Here is a 13,770-nt window from a genome sequence, read left to right as displayed (position 1 = left end):
TTATCGAATCGGTATAAATATTGTACTGGATTTGCGCAACGCTGCGCCGGTACACTCCGCGCGCTAAAGTGGATTGAACTCACAAAAGCTTATTGGGCTTTTTGTTAAAACCGTCACAAAGTTAAGTCATAACAGCCATTTAACAATACTCAAGCGATTGACCAATGCGGTTCTCAATCGTAAATTCACATGTACATAACCCGTAACAAGTTCTATTTTACTCGCCAATGTTGCTATTGCAGGGAGTCCGTTAGGTCGCCTCAGTAAACTCCAGCGTTAACATCATTTACTCAACCCCATCGACACCGCACCATCATGACCGAATCCGCAAACGCTCCAGCCACCATTCTATTGGTAGATGACTGCCCCGAAAATTTGCATCTGCTGGGTGGCATCTTGGCACCACAATTTAAAGTGTTGGTTGCCCGCAGCAGTGAAGAGGCAATTGCACGCCTGCCACAAAAGCCCGATCTGATCTTGCTGGATATTGTGATGCCCAATATCGATGGCTATCAATTTTGTCGCTGGCTGAAAACCGACATCAGCTATGGCGACATTCCGGTGATATTTATCTCCGCCGCCAGTCAGCCAGAAGATGAAGCGATGGGCTTTGAATCAGGCGCGGTTGATTTCATTCGTAAGCCATTTTACGCGCCAACGGTACTGCATCGGGTTCGTACCCACTTAGCCGCTCACAGCCACAAAATGGGGCTGATGCGGGCGTTGGAACATGAAGAGAGTGAACTGCACCGCTCGCGTCTGGTGATGCTGGAAAAGCTGGCGCAAGCGACCGCTTTTAAAGATGAAGAGACCGGACTGCACGTGCTGCGAGTCGCTCACTACGCCAAATTGATTGCCGAGGCTCATGGCTGTGACAGCGACTGGTGCAAAGATCTGTTTCACGCGGCCCCACTGCACGACATCGGCAAGATCGGCATTCCGGACGCAATTTTGAGTAAACCCAGCGCCTTGGATGATGCCGAATGGCAATTGATGAAACGTCACACTGAGATCGGCGCGCAATTGTTAGAGGGCGATCAATCCAGCGTGATGGTGATGTCGCGCACCATCGCCTTGTACCACCATGAACGCTTTGATGGTAACGGTTACCCCCACGGTTTGGCTGGCCACAATATTCCACTGGAAGCGCGAATCGTCGCCATTGCCGATGTGTTTGACGCCCTGATCAGCGAGCGCGCTTACAAAAAAGCGATGAGCTGCGAACAAGCGATTGAGATTATTGCCGCCGGTGCCGGCAGCCAGTTTGACCCGGAACTGGTGGCGCACTTTTTGGCCCAGCAACAGGCGATGATCGCCACCAGTCAAACCTACCGAGACTAACCTCGCGTGCCGCAAAAACTCGATACCATCCTAGCCAATGGCAAATCAGAACAGCAGGTTCTGTCACGGCTATTTATGGGCTTTGGGGTAGTCGTTATCGCCATTTTGGCGGTGGCTATTGCCAACGTTCGCCTAATTCAGACCATGGTTAGCGACTACCAAAGCTATCGCGATACCTCGCAGTTGCAAACTGCAATGGACCAAGTTCGGGTCTCGGAGTTGGTACTGCTGCGCGAGCAAGGGCGGTTTGAGCAAGCCGCTATGGAACGAGAGATCAATGAACTGCAACTGGTCATTGATAATGTCGTGCATGACAACAACGAACTGGCAGCTTTTAGTGAGCAACTGTCGGCTTACCTGGATTATCTGCGGCAATTGGATCCGATGTTACCCAGCTTTATCGACATCAATGAGACCGCCGGCAGCGAGTACCGACAACTAAAGAAGGCCATCTTAAGTCTGAACAGCGATATTCTACATCTGCAACAACAGTCGCCACAAAAACGCCAAATCAACAAACAATTGCTACAGCAATTGACGACCTTGCTCGGCGATATGGGCACACTGCCGGACACCAGCGTAAAAATGAATTCGGCAGGCGGTGATGAGTCGATTACCAAAGTCCGGCTCCACATATACCAAGAGCGCTTCTTGAGTTCGGTAAGTAAGATTGAACAGTTGCGTCTGCAATTAACGACAAGCCCTATCCAACCGGCGTTGCAACAACTGTTACAGCAAGCGAAAAGCTTTTCCGCGACCGTTGAAAGTGTTGGCCAACAAAAGATTGTGTTCGAAAAGCTGACCAATCACATCACCATCATGGGCAACGAGTTAAGTGAAGATATCAATCAGCAACTTACCGATAAGCGGGCGGTGCTGCTTAACTCGGCCAAAGCGGTGGATCTGCTGCTGATGTTGGCGGTGGCCTTTACCTTTGTCACGGTGATGATGATTGTCGGCCTAGCGCGCTCCCGCCGTGCCAGTGATCAGATCCTCGATGGCTTAGTTGAAGCGGTGCGTCAAGCCGATGCCGCGGCACAGGCCAAAACTCAGTTTTTAGCCAACATGAGCCACGAAGTGCGGACACCAATGAACGCCATTATCGGCCTTAGCCAACTGGCACAAAATGAACCGATGTCCGACAAGTTGGCAAGCTGGATCAAAAAGGTCAATAGCTCAGCCGAGGGGTTGTTGCAGTTACTAAACGATATCCTTGATGTCTCTAAAGTAGAGGCAGGCAAGCTAACGATTGAACGCACCGCGTTTGAGTTGCAACCCCTGCTGCAGCGACTGCAAGCGATGTTTTCGGTCGCCGCTGAACAAAAGCAGTTAACGCTGCAGATCGTCGTTCGCCCCGATGTGCCGGCCAGTCTCTTCGGCGATCCGTTGCGATTATCGCAGATCCTGCAAAACTTGGTTGGTAATGCGATTAAATTTACCAACAGCGGTTCGGTTACCCTAACCCTGTCGCGGCAATTTAGTAATAACGCCAATACCTTAATGTTCACCGTTACCGACACCGGTATTGGTATCAGCCCAGAACAGCTAGAGCGGCTTTTCCAGCCGTTTGAACAAGGCAATAATTCCATCTCCCGCCGCTACGGTGGCACCGGTTTGGGGCTGGCAATCAGCGAAGGGTTGGCGACCGCCATGAACGGCTCTATTTCAGTTCGCAGCCAACAACACCAGGGTAGTCGTTTCACCCTGTCACTGCCCTATGAAGCGGTACCAGCAGCGCAGCAACCCTTGCCCGCTCGCCCGCTAGAGCTAGCTAACTACTCAATCTGTTGGCAAGCCTCCGATGCCGCTAAACCTTCGCAGTGGCCCGCTTGGTTACAACAAACGGGCATGAACGATCTGCAACCGGTTAACCGTCAACAGGCGAGCATTTGGGTGGTCTGCGCTAAAACTGCGGTACTGCCCAGCGACCGGCCAACCATCGTGCTGCACAATCAATGGACCGACCAACAACGACAAGGCAACCTACTGCACCTTAATGTGCCGGTCACCTGCGTTGATCTGCAGGCTGCCATCAGCCAACTGGTTGGCCAACAACCAAACCCCAGTCATCAAACCAAGCCGGTTTACGACCAGCAATTACCGACCGGGAAACGGATCTTGTTGGCGGAGGACAACCTCATTAACCAAGAGTTGATGCTGGGCTTACTGGCGCCATTGCAATGGCAAATCGACGTCTGTGATAACGGCCTCGAAGCGGTCGAGTTGGCCCGCCAACATCATTATGATCTGATCTTAATGGACTGCATGATGCCGGTTATGGATGGCTTTGAAGCCACCGAGATAATCAAAAACAGCAGCGATTCGGCAGTACCGATTATCGCCCTAAGTGCCTTGGTACAGCCGCAAGAGAAACAGCGGATGCAGCTAAGCGGCTTTGACGACAGCATTGATAAGCCAATTCAGCAAGCTCGGCTTAATCAAGTACTGGTGCAGTGGTTAGCAACCAATCCGCAAGTTCAGCAACCGGCGTCAAGCGCGCTTGCAACCTTAGCGCCGATCGACTGCATCAATCTGGATTGCGCGCTGCAAAGCGGCGGCGGTCAGGCCGAGGTGGTGTTGCGCGCCTTAGGACTATTTGCCGAACAATTAGCCCAGTTTGCCTACCATCTGGATGATGATCCGGCGCAGCAGCGCGATGCCTTACATTCGCTAAAAGGGGCTGCAGGTAACCTTGGCGCTGAAAGTTTGTATCTGCAATGCCAGCAACTGGAAGCTGACTTCACTAGCAGCAACCTAAAAGCGCTGCGCCAAGCCGCCGCCGATCTTCGGCAACGGCTAACCGCTGCGTTGCCAGCAGAACCTATGGTCAGCGCCGCTGCTGCCCTATGCAGCAAAATCGAGCTGCAACAAGCGTTAGCGGAGGGTGACTTTCAAGCGATTGGCTGGCTTGCCAGCCATAACAGCGCCAGTTTAGGCATCGGCGAAGCGGACTATGGCCGCGCGCGCCGAGCGCTGGAACAACTGGACTTCGCTGGCGCCTTGGCAATCATCAACGGAGTAAATAATGGCGAGTGTCGATAAACAACCGTGGTGCGTGATAGTTGATGACAACCCAGTCAATACCATGTTGCTCGAACAAGCCTTGTTGCTGCAGGGCGTTAAGGTCACGGTGATCAACAATCCGTTGATCGTTGAGCAAGTGATTGATGACAGCGGTTTGATGCCACAGTTGGTGATCTTAGATCAGTGCATGCCAGAGCTTGCTGGCCATCAACTGGCCAACAATCTTCGACGACGCTTAGGCTCCGGCTGCCGCTGTTACGCTTGGACCGCTGTCGTACTCAGTGAATCGCAACAAAGCGCCTTTGATGGCCAACTGCACAAGCCATACTCACCCAAACAGCTCGAACTGTTGCTGCAATCGCTGTGATGCCAATGCCGCACAAGCTAGGCGGTTATACCAATTCACTTAAGTAAATGGTCTATTTCCTGCGAAGGAGAAATCGTCTCAATCAAGGCACTCAACGCCGCTGCTAGTGGCTCTACCAGTAAGTTGAGTAACGCCGAGTGAGGCGATTTAAACCAGCAATAATGATCAGATATCTAGGTGAATTGGTATTGTAGTCGGCCGAACCGCACCACGTTGCTGCAGCCGCTTGAGGATGCTGCGATGCAGTTTCTCCAACTGATACGGCTTAAAGATCACCTCGGCCATACCGTATTGCTGCGCCTGCTCGACCACATGTTTCGAGTTATCGGCGGTGCAGCCCAGCACCGGGATCTCGGCCAGCCCTGGGTGCTGCTTGATAAGCTCAGTCAGTTCAAAGCCGTTCATCTCTGGCATATGCAGATCGGTAACAACCACATCAAACTTTGGTTTCGTCGGGCACTGCAGCGAAGCGCACAACTGGCTGTAGGCTTCTTTACCACTGGCAACAATTACCGCACTGGCGCCCAAACTTTCAAACTGCACCTTCATCATCAGCCGGTTGATCTCGTTATCATCAACGGCCAACACCGAAAAGTGCACCGCAGTTTGTGCTGGCGGCGGTGTTAAGCTGTATTTGGAGTGTTCAACCAACTCACGATAGATCAAATCGGGGTAGAGGTTATTAAACTGCGGATCGCGCCGGATCATACTCGGCGATTGCCAAAAGCGACGATTGCCGACCTTCCAGCAGCTAAGCCACGCTTTGATATCACGGCAATCAGAATCAAAACTGCCGCTGACTTGGCCACTCCATGGCTGCGCCTGCGTTGGAATGGTGACCGTTACCGACGTGCCTTGGCCAGGCTCGCTGACTACCTCGATAGTGCCAGCCAAAATATCCAGCAGGTTTTTTACAATCGATAACCCAAGTCCCGTACCACCGTAGCGGCGGCTAATGGTTTTATCCCCTTGCACAAAGGGTTTGAATAGATTGGCTTGCTGCTCGGCATCCATGCCACAACCGGAATCGGTGACCTTGATAAACAACTGCTCAGCCTGACAATCAACGGCAATGTGCAAGTAGCCGTTATCGGTAAACTTCAACGCATTACTGACGATGTTGTTGATGATTTGATGAATTCGCAGCCAGTCTAAGGTCATAAACAGATAGGGGCTGACAACCCAATCAACCACAAAGTTCAGCCCCTTGTTACGCGCCACCTGTTCATAACCACGCAAGATTGGCCCGCATTCGGCATAGACGTTGCCGCGGGTGGCATCGATCTGCAACTGACCGGCTTCAATCTTAGAAAAGTCTAAAATGTCGTTGACGTGCAGCTTAAGCCTATCAGCGGAAAGTTTGGCGTTATCCAGCAGCAGTTTGGCAGCGGGATCCTCCAGGTACTTATCCAGCATCTCCATCAACCCCAGCATTGAGGCGATCGGCGTGCGCAGCTCATGACTAACCACCGCCAAAAACTGATTTCGAGCATCAATCGCTTTGGTTAATTTCTGCTCTTTTTCTTTCAAACTGGTGATGTCATCAAACACCAACATCAGATACTGCTGCTCGCTGCGAGAGTGCGTCAGCAGTCGCTGCCGTACCCGATAAACGCGATCGGCGAGGACCAGCTGGGTTACCGACAGCTCCGATTTCATCGCCGCGCTGCTGGCCAGTAGATCAAAAAATTGCTGTCGCTGCGCCTCAGTCAGCGCCGTGTCGTCGTAGCAACGCTGGGCGATCGACTTAAACAGCTTATTAGCCACCACCTGCTGCTGCGCATCGTAAATGGCGATGGCACTGGGGATATTGTCGATAAGGGAGGACAACCAACTGGAGAGTGCGTCACCATGCGCGGTTTTTTGGATAGCCTCCAGCGCGTTTTGACGATAGGTGATGTCCATGATCACCACAGAAAACCGGTTCTGGCTTGGATCAAAGGTGGCGATATCGTGGATCCACATCACCTCACCGCTTTTTTTACGAATGCGGTACTCGTAATCCAAGGTGTTGTTGGCCGATACCGAATTACCGACTTTACGCAAAATTTCGCCCAAATCATCAATCACCAGATTAGCAAACCGATTTTGATGCTGGGTTAGCATCTCCTCGGGGGAGTAACCCACCATGGCATAGAACGCCTCGTTGGCTTCAATGATGGTCGAATAGGGATCGTTGGCGCAGATCAGTAGCGCACAGTCGCTGTGTTCAAAAAAGCTGCCAATATCCAGTTGCGGTTTGCTCATCGCTGTTTCCCTGATGCTGAAATTCTGACTTCTTCTGGTCAGATGTTGCACTGCTGCTACCAGTTGGTAGCGAGTGCGTCGCAATGGTAACAACAGAGCAACCAACAAACGCTTTTGTGGTTCACAATTTTGCTTAAATCGATCGACAAAAAATCACCTTATCGGTAACCAAGTTCAAAGTGCACTGGTTTGATCAGTGCTGCAAAAGTTGCGAGGATGACTGCTGGTTTTTTGGACGACGTAAGCTGATGACCCATCGACACAATCTCGATATCACCCTCACTTGCCAAGACGGTGAACGCCTAGCCGCAACCCTATTTGAACCAGAGTTGCCAGCGCCACCGCTCGGCGCAGTAATGCTGGCGCCAGCTACCGGCATTAAACGGCAGTTTTACGCCAATTTCGCCAGTTTCTTGGCCACCCAAGGATTTGCGGTATTAACCTTCGATAATCGAGGAATTGGCGGTTCGCTGCATGGTCGGATCAGCGCCAGCCGCGCCGCGATTGTCGATTGGGGCCAGCAAGATATGACCGCGGCGCTGGAAGAGTTAAAGCGCCGTTATCCGGCCAGTTGTTACCACCTGATTGGCCACAGCGCCGGCGGCCAATTGATCGGCCTGATGGCCAATCATCACCATTTAAGTTCAATGCTGGCTTTTGCTAGCTCATCGGGGTCACTGCGCAATATGCGCTGGCCATTTTTGCTTAGCGCCCACTATTTTATGAACCTGTTTATGCCGCTCACGACCACCCTGTTTGGCCACGCCAAAAATCAATGGGTCGGTATGGGTGAGCCGCTACCTAAACGGGTCGCCCAGCAGTGGCGCAAATGGTGTAACGGCGAGGGTTATCTGAAAACCGAATTTGCCAACGGGCTTAAGCACCACTGCGACGATGTCTGCCTACCGGGATTGTGGATCAACGCCAGTGACGATCACATCGCCAACGACGCCAATGTCGCCGATATGTTGGCGGTTTATCCGAAATTGCAGGCGCAGCGGCTGCAACTGATCCCCAGCCAACATCAACTAAACGACATCGGCCATATGAAGTTTTTTTCACGCCAAGCGCAATCGCTGTGGCCAATCGCGCTGGAGTGGCTGCTACAACACAGCCACGAGCAGCCCCAACGCCAACCCGCTTAAGGGTTAACTGTTGGGTTGCCGATTAACGACGGGCCAACCACTGAGCCACTTTAGCCTTCGGGATTTGACTTAGACGCTGCATCTCGGCAAAGGTCAAATTGCCACCACAATCGGCTAACATCGCCAGCCACAGATCGGCGGTCATCTGCGCGTCCGCCAGCGCCCGGTGAAACACCCCGTCATGGCGAATGTTTTTATATTCAACCAAGGTCCCCAAACGGTGGTTGGCAGCGTCGGGGTAGATGCGGCGACCAATCAGCAACGAACACACAAACTGACCATCATAACCACACCCCAATCGCGCCAGTTCCGCATCCAAAAACTTACTGTCAAAGGCGGCGTTATGCGCCAACAGATTGCAGCCTTGAATAAAGCTGGCAAAGCGGCGCATCACCGTTTCTGTAGCTTCAGCACCAGCCAGCATCTGGTTGCTGATGCCGGTATAACTTTCAATAAAAGCGCTGATGCGAAAGCCGGGATCCATCAGTTCGCTAAAGCGATCGACCACCTGCCCGTCCACTAACTTGACCGCGCCGATCTCAATGGCGCGATCACCGTTATTGGGCGATAACCCGGTGGTTTCAAAATCCAGCACCACAATGGTGTCGGCGGCGCATTGTGCGAGGCTCATGGGCAGATCCTTAAAAGTGAATTGGCGGCGATGGTAGCGCCTTAGAAAAGAAACACAATCAAACGGTTGCCGAAGTGAGAAATCACCGTAGGATCGACCACAATCACCTTTCCTTTGAGTTATTGCGATGCGCATCTTGCACACCTCAGACTGGCACTTAGGCCAATCTTTTTTCGGCAAAAGCCGCGCCAATGAACACAACGCCTTTATCGATTGGTTGCTGGACTACATCGAGCAGCAGCAAATTGATGCGCTGATCGTCGCCGGCGATCTGTTTGATACCGCGACCCCACCAAGTTACGCCCGTGCCATCTACGCCCGCTTAATCAGCGCCTTAAGCCAGCAACATTGTCAGTTGCTGCTGCTTGGTGGTAACCACGATTCAGTGGCAATGCTAAGTGAATCGCAACCGTTATTGGCGGCGCTAAACACTCATTTGCTCAGCCACGCCAACGATGATTATGACAACCAATTGGTGATCCTAAAAAATGCCCAGCAGCAAGAGGCCGCCATCGTTTGCATGGTGCCCTATCTGCGCCCACGGGATCTGCAGCGCTCCAGCGCTGGCCAAGATGGCAACGAAAAACGCCTGCAGTTACAACAGAGCATCGCCGCGCACTACCACAATCTCTATCAGGCCGCCTGCCAACTGCGCGGCGAACGTGCCCTACCGATCATCGCCACCGGTCACCTGACCACCGTTGGCGCCCGCAGCAGCGATTCCGAGCGAGAGTTATACATCGGTACCCTCGATGCCTTCCCCGCCAGTGCCTTTCCGCCGGTGGACTATTTGGCATTAGGACACATTCATCGCAGCCAGATGGTCGCCGGTCTACCGCATCTGCGCTACAGCGGCAGCCCGATCCCACTGAGCTTTGATGAACTGGGACGGGACAAAGTGCTGCTGCAGATTGAGTTTTGTGGCACCACCCCAAGCATCAGCGAGGTGCCAATACCCCGTTTTCAAGCGCTGGCGCAACTGCGCGGAAACCTTAACGAGATTGAACGACAGCTGGCGCAGTTTGCCGAAAATCCGCAGAACACCTGGCTCGATATCGAGGTGGCAGAGGACGATTACCTCAGCGATCTGCACCAGCGCATTGCGGCTCTGTGCCAAGATCTGCCGGTCGAAGTGTTAAAGGTACGCCGTGCCCGGCGCGGCAGTTGTGCCAGCGATAGCAGCCAGCCGCAACCGCAGGATCTGACCGAACTGTCGATCGACGAGGTATTCGAGCAGCGCTTAGCGCAGGAGATCTTTAGCGACGAAGCCGCCCTAGCCCGCCGTCAGCGCCTGCAACAACTGTTTGCCGAAACCCATCAGCAGCTAAACGATAAGCCAGCGGAGGCCAACTGATGAAGATTTTAAGCCTGCGCTTTAAAAACCTAAACTCGCTTAAGGGCGAATGGCACATCGATTTTCGCGCCGAACCGTTCGCCAGTAACGGCTTGTTTGCCATTACCGGTCCCACCGGCGCCGGTAAGACCACCTTACTCGATGCCATCTGTTTAGGGCTGTACCACGAAACCCCACGACTGAAAGTCAGCCCAACCAATAACGAATTGATGACCCGCGGCTGCGTCGAATCGCTGGCGGAAGTGGAGTTTGAAGTACAAGGGCAAGGCTATCGCGCCTTTTGGAGCCAGCGCCGCGCCCGCGGCAAGATTGATGGCAATCTGCAAGCACCGCAAGTGGAACTGGCACGGTTAAGTGACGGCACCATTTTGGCCGATAAAGTCCGCGATAAACTGCAGCTGATAAGCGAGCTTACCGGCCTCGATTTTGGCCGTTTCACCAAATCGATGTTGCTTAGCCAAGGGCAATTTGCGGCGTTTTTGAACGCCAGTGCCAACGACCGCGCCGATCTGCTGGAAGAGCTGACCGGCACCGAGATCTACGGCCAGCTTTCAGCGCAGGTGTTTGAAAACTGCAATCAGGCCAAGCAGCAACTGGAAAACCTCAAAGCCAAATTGGAAGGGGTGGCGCTGCTGACGCCAGAGCAAGAGGCGGAGCTAAACCAGCAGTTAACCGAACTGAATCAACAGCACCAGCAATTAAATCAGCAGCTCGGCCAACACCAAAGTGAGCTGCGCTGGTTGGAACGACTGACCGAGCTGCAAACCCAGCAACAGCAAGCGGCAACCGAGCTTAAGCAAGCCGAAGCCGACAAACACGCCGCGGCGCCACAGCTAGCCCAATACCATGGCGCCAAACCACTGCAACACTTAAGCAGCGACTACCGCGAACTTCGCCAGCAGCAACAGCGACTGGCACAACTAAGCGACGAACTGACCGATATCGACAGCCAACTGCAAGCGCTCGCGCCACAGCAGCAACAAGCAGAAGCCGCCAGCCAACAGGCTAATCAGCAGCTAAGCCAAGGCCAACAGCAGGCGGAACAAGCGCGGCAATTGATGCTGCAAGTGGCGCCGCTGGATATGCAACTTGGCGAAGATCGTAAGCAGCGCAGCGACTGGCAACAGCAGCTGACTGAGCTGGCCCAACAGCAGCAAGATAGCCAGCAAGCGCACCAACAATGCCAGCAGGCGTTATCGTCGTTGCAAAGCCAACTGGAGCGGGTAACCAGCCAACTGCAAGCGACGCCGCAACAGCCACAGCTTAGTGCCCAGCTCAACGCGTGGCAGCAGCGGCTCGAACAGCTGCAGCAGCTCGCCGAGCAGATCGCGCAGCTCCCCAATGGCAGTGCGTCGCCACAGCAAACCCAAGCGGAACTGGAGCGCGCCGAGCAGCAGCTGAGCGAACTGGCGCAGCAGCAACAAACCTTAGCGGCAGTGGATGAAGGACAACTACAGCGCCTAAGCGAACGGCAACAACAGCTGCCGCTGCTGATTAACCGCGCTCAGCGTTTTCAGGATCGCGCCGAACAGCAGCAAAAGCTGCAGCAAGAGCAGCACAACTTACAGCAGCGATTAGTGGCACTGGCGCCGCTATTGGAACAGAAACGACAGCAGTGGCAGCAGTTGCAACCGCAAGGGCAACGCCTGAAAACGCTGTTGCAGTTGGAACGCGACATCAGCGATCTGAGCGCCCAGCGCGCCAAACTCCAGCCCAATGCCCCCTGCCCGCTGTGCGGTGCCACCGAACACCCGCTGGTCGACAACTATCAGTCCCACGCGCTGTCGCAAGCCGAGCAGCAACTGCATCAGTTCGAGCAGCAGCTGCAGCAAGTAAAGGATGAGGGCCAGCAACTTAGCGCGGAACAGCAGCAACTTCAGCAGCAACTGGCCAAATTGCAGGAGCAACTGGCGGAGCTTAGCGACGGCCAAACCCAGCAACAACAGCAGTGGCCGGATTTTGACGGCATTGGCATCGACCAACTTAGCGCGCTGGAGCAAGCACTGGCGCAAACCACCGCCAGCCTCAACCAATTACAGGCGCAGCAGCGCCAACTTGGGCAGCTGCAAACTCAGCAGCAGCAACTGCGGGAACAGATCAGCGCCCTAAAACAGCGACAAAGCCTGCACACTCAGCAAACTCAGCAGTTGGCCCAGTGGCAAGCGCAAGCTGAGCCCTTTGGCCTAACACTGCCAGCGCTTGCCGAGCTCGACAGCTGGCTGAGCGCCCAGCAAAACCAAGCAACGCAGTATCAAGCCCAGCTTGAGCAACAGCAGCAACTGCACAGTGAACAACAGCAACTGCAGCAACAGCGGTTGCCGCTGGCCAGCAAACTGGAACAGCTGAGCGAACAGCAGCAACAGCGTCAGCAGCAACTGGCTAAGCTTGACCAGGTGATCAGCGAGCGCCAACAGCGCCGCATCGAACTGTTTGCCGATAAGCAAATTGAGGTCGAACAACAGTACTGGCAGCAGCATCTGCAGCAGTTAACTGAGCAGCACCAGCACGCCCAACAAGCCCTGCAAACCTTAAGCAACCAACAGCTTAGCCTTAAGACTCGGCAGCAAAGCGGGCTTGATAAACGCACTTTAGAACAAGCGCAACTAACCGAGCTGAGCGCGCAGCTGCACGCCAAACTCGCACCGTTGGGCTTAGCTGACCTCGATGCCCTCGCCGCGCAGCTGCTACCCAACGAGCAATACCACCTGCTGGAACGGCAGGCTAAACAGCTTGATGAGGCGATCTCCCTAGCCCACGGCCAACTGCAGCAGCGGGCGACGGCGCTGTCACAGCAGCAGGCGCTGCAGCCGCCAACCCTGACGGAAATTGCTGGCGATACCCACGTCAAGCTCACCGCCACCTTGGCCGAGCTCGATCAACAGCGCAGCCTGCAGTTGCAACAGCAAGGCCAGCTAACGGCCAGACTGAGTGACAACCACGACAAACACAGCCAACAACAGCAGTTGCAACAACAGCTGGTGACCGCTCAACAGAGCTACGACGACTGGGCTTACCTCAACAGCCTGATCGGTTCCCGTGATGGTGCCAAGTTCCGCCGCTTTGCCCAAGGGCTAACCTTGCAGCACTTAGTCCATCTGGCCAATCGCCAGCTCGAACGCCTGCATGGCCGCTATCAACTGGCGCGCCAACAAGGCGACAGCCTAGAACTGCAGGTGGTCGATACCTGGCAAGGGGACGCCCAGCGCGACACCAAGACCTTGTCTGGCGGCGAAAGCTTCTTGGTCAGCTTGGCGTTGGCGTTGGCGCTGTCGGATTTAGTCAGTCATAAAACCCGCATCGATTCGCTGTTCTTGGATGAGGGCTTTGGCACCTTGGATCCCGATACCTTAGATACCGCCCTGGATGCACTCGATCAGCTCAACGCCAGTGGCAAAACCATCGGCGTGATCAGCCATGTCGAAGCACTTAAAGAGCGCTTACCGGTGCAGATCGTGGTGGAAAAGCAGGCGGGACTGGGCCTTAGCCGCCTAGCGCCACAGTATCGAGTTAGCGCCGCAGCTAGCGTTTAATTTGATAGGCTAACCCGATAATCCGCCAACGGTTTTTCCGTTGGCGGATTTTTTTAACAGTACAACCACGTGGCGCCGCCGCCAACCGAACCGCACTGCCCTAGAATTTAATCAACCCTTAGGGATAAAGG

The 13,770-nt window shown here is 54.1% G+C and carries 8 protein-coding genes; 6 read left to right on the top strand and 2 right to left on the bottom strand.

What is annotated here, in order from left to right:
• Positions 1-315: 315 nt before the first annotated feature.
• Genes G506_RS0114795 through G506_RS0114785 form a run of 3 tightly spaced genes read left to right on the top strand, consistent with a single transcriptional unit; the run spans position 316 to position 4,732 of the window.
• A complete protein-coding gene (locus G506_RS0114795; protein ID WP_028117541.1) occupies positions 316-1,341 on the top strand; it encodes an HD domain-containing phosphohydrolase in 1,026 nt (341 codons plus the stop codon).
• Positions 1,342-1,347: 6 nt separating this feature from the next.
• Entirely contained in the window at positions 1,348-4,383 is a 3,036-nt protein-coding gene (locus G506_RS0114790) for a hybrid sensor histidine kinase/response regulator (RefSeq protein WP_028117540.1), read from the top strand.
• Positions 4,367-4,732, top strand: a complete 366-nt coding sequence (locus G506_RS0114785) for a response regulator (RefSeq protein ID WP_028117539.1) — start codon at positions 4,367-4,369, stop codon at positions 4,730-4,732. The genes G506_RS0114790 and G506_RS0114785 overlap by 17 nt, the downstream gene beginning before the upstream one ends.
• 165 nt (positions 4,733-4,897) lie before the next feature.
• On the opposite strand, the gene G506_RS19880 is transcribed toward G506_RS0114785, so the two are convergent.
• Positions 4,898-6,979, bottom strand: coding sequence for a PAS domain-containing hybrid sensor histidine kinase/response regulator (locus G506_RS19880; RefSeq protein ID WP_051202172.1), 2,082 nt, complete (start codon positions 6,977-6,979; stop codon positions 4,898-4,900).
• A gap of 248 nt (positions 6,980-7,227) precedes the next feature.
• Here G506_RS19880 and G506_RS0114775 point away from each other — a divergent pair, with 248 nt between their 5' ends.
• Positions 7,228-8,124 (top strand): alpha/beta hydrolase family protein, encoded by an 897-nt coding sequence (locus tag G506_RS0114775; RefSeq protein ID WP_028117538.1) that lies wholly within the window; start codon positions 7,228-7,230, stop codon positions 8,122-8,124.
• Between the two features lie 22 nt (positions 8,125-8,146).
• Here G506_RS0114775 and G506_RS0114770 read toward each other — a convergent pair whose 3' ends face one another.
• The gene (locus tag G506_RS0114770) at positions 8,147-8,755 is read right to left on the bottom strand and encodes a 3'-5' exonuclease (RefSeq protein ID WP_035387384.1); all 609 of its coding nucleotides are present in this window, start codon (positions 8,753-8,755) and stop codon (positions 8,147-8,149) included.
• A gap of 127 nt (positions 8,756-8,882) precedes the next feature.
• Between G506_RS0114770 and sbcD the strand changes: the two genes are divergently transcribed.
• Both sbcD and G506_RS0114760 read left to right on the top strand, forming a co-directional pair.
• Positions 8,883-10,109 carry an exonuclease subunit SbcD gene (gene sbcD / locus G506_RS0114765; protein WP_028117536.1) on the top strand — a complete coding sequence of 409 codons (1,227 nt, stop codon included), beginning with the start codon at positions 8,883-8,885 and terminating at the stop codon, positions 10,107-10,109.
• The gene (locus G506_RS0114760) at positions 10,109-13,639 is read left to right on the top strand and encodes an AAA family ATPase (RefSeq protein WP_028117535.1); all 3,531 of its coding nucleotides are present in this window, start codon (positions 10,109-10,111) and stop codon (positions 13,637-13,639) included. Before sbcD ends, G506_RS0114760 begins: the two co-directional genes overlap by 1 nt.
• Positions 13,640-13,770 lie beyond the last annotated feature (131 nt).

Source organism: Ferrimonas senticii DSM 18821 (genome assembly GCF_000422665.1).
GTDB classification, from domain to species: Bacteria; Pseudomonadota; Gammaproteobacteria; order Enterobacterales; family Shewanellaceae; genus Ferrimonas; species Ferrimonas senticii.
This window is presented reverse-complemented; position numbering and strand designations above follow the sequence as displayed.

What these genes read in the sequence shown, in the direction of transcription:
- G506_RS0114770 (WP_035387384.1), bottom strand. Translation starts at nt 8,755, where the DNA reads ATGAGCCTCGCACAATGCGCCGCCGACACCATTGTGGTGCTGGATTTT.
- G506_RS0114760 (WP_028117535.1), top strand. Translation starts at nt 10,109, where the DNA reads ATGAAGATTTTAAGCCTGCGCTTTAAAAACCTAAACTCGCTTAAGGGC.
- G506_RS0114775 (WP_028117538.1), top strand. Translation starts at nt 7,228, where the DNA reads ATGACCCATCGACACAATCTCGATATCACCCTCACTTGCCAAGACGGT.
- G506_RS0114785 (WP_028117539.1), top strand. Translation starts at nt 4,367, where the DNA reads ATGGCGAGTGTCGATAAACAACCGTGGTGCGTGATAGTTGATGACAAC.
- G506_RS19880 (WP_051202172.1), bottom strand. Translation starts at nt 6,979, where the DNA reads ATGAGCAAACCGCAACTGGATATTGGCAGCTTTTTTGAACACAGCGAC.
- G506_RS0114795 (WP_028117541.1), top strand. Translation starts at nt 316, where the DNA reads ATGACCGAATCCGCAAACGCTCCAGCCACCATTCTATTGGTAGATGAC.
- sbcD (WP_028117536.1), top strand. Translation starts at nt 8,883, where the DNA reads ATGCGCATCTTGCACACCTCAGACTGGCACTTAGGCCAATCTTTTTTC.